Raw genomic sequence first — 1,544 nt, 5'->3', positions numbered from 1 at the left:
TTCGTTTGATAAGGCACCGGCATTGCCAGCAGCATCTTTAACGCCTGCTGTGTAGGTGTATTTGCCATCGCCTGCTAGGCTGTCTTCAAAGGTCCAGGTGGTGCCTGTTACTGTGGCTTTACCTACTTCTACGCCGTTGCGGTACACAATGACTTCTTCGGTGCCTTTAAGGGCGGAGTCAATGGCGCCTTTGAGGGTTGGCGTTTTGTCGTTGGTGTAGCCGTTGTTTTTGATGATGCCTGTGATAGGTTCAACATCGTCGGTGATGCTGAGGATTTGTGTCCCTTGTGAGGCGCCATCTGTGCTTAAGTTGATGCTGTATTCATTGGAATACGCGCTGTGGTTACCTGCTCGGTCTTCAACACGGGCGCTGTATTTATAAGCTGAGCCACTGGATAGACCTGAGTCTTCGTAGCTCCATTGGGTGACGCCAGCTCCTAGGGTAACTTCTCCAATTTTTACGCCGTCACGGTAGATGGCAATAAATTCATTGGCCGCTAGCCCTTTGCTGAGGGTGCCCTCTAGTGTTGGGGTGTCGTCGTTGGTGAAGCCGCCATTTCCAATAGGACCTACGACTGGGTCTTTGTTGTCAATGATGTCGGTGATCACTATGTCGTGATCCGGTGCTACGGTGTCAACGTTAATTTCGTAACGGTTTGAGGCCGCACCTAGGTTGTTTGCGGCATCTTCTACGTAGGCGGTGTAGATGTGTTGCCCATCATTGAGGGCGATGCTTTCATCAAAGGTCCATTGGGTGCCAGTGACCGTCGCTTCACCTACTTTGGCGCCATCTCGGTAGATGGAGACTACTTCTCCTGCTTTAAGGGCAGCACTTAGGGTGCCTTGCACTTGCGGTAGGTTGTCGTTGGTGTAGCCACCTGAGCTGATGTCGCCTTGGATTGGGTCGACGTCATCTATTACTGTGGTGATGGTGACTGTGGTTGAAGGCCCTGTGAAGTCAATGTTGATGCTATAAGGGTCAGAGTACGCGCCTTGGTTACCCGCTTGATCTTCCACGCGGGCGGTGTAGCTGTAGCCGGTTTTGTTGGCTAAGCCGCTGTCTTCAAAGCTCCAGTTGGTGCCATTGACGGTGGCTTTGCCTACTTTTACACCATTGCGGTAGATAAAGACGGCTTCACCAGCGTTAAGGCCTTTGCTGAGGCTGCCGCGTAGCTCAGGGGTGGTGTCGTTGGTGGTGCCACCATTAGGGATACTGCCAATGCCTGGGGCTTGGTCATCTTCGATGCTGTCAATCTGTACCTTTTGATCCGGTGCTTGGGTGTCTACGGTGATTTCGTAGTTGTTGGAGATAGCACCGTTGTTGCCAGCAGCGTCTTTGACGCGGGCAGTATAGGTATAGGTGGCGTCTGTTAGGCCGCTGTCTTCAAAGCTCCAAGTTAGGCTGCCATTAAGCTGCGCTTCGCTAAGGCGAGCTATTTCGCTGCCGTTGCGGTAGATCGCTAGGTATTCACCAGCGCCTAGGGCTTGGCTGAGGCTGCCTTTCAGTGTAGGAGTAGTATCGTTGGTAATTCCTTTATCACCAA

At 52.2% G+C, this 1,544-nt stretch carries 1 protein-coding gene; it reads right to left on the bottom strand.

From position 1 onward, the window contains the following. Positions 1-1,544, bottom strand: a 1,544-nt coding sequence (locus tag VQ643_RS16220) for an Ig-like domain-containing protein (RefSeq protein WP_414201538.1), incomplete at both ends; no start/stop codon positions are given.

The organism is Pseudomonas sp. F1_0610 (genome assembly GCF_047470865.1).
GTDB lineage: Bacteria > Pseudomonadota > Gammaproteobacteria > Pseudomonadales > Pseudomonadaceae > JAZDRH01.
This window is presented reverse-complemented; position numbering and strand designations above follow the sequence as displayed.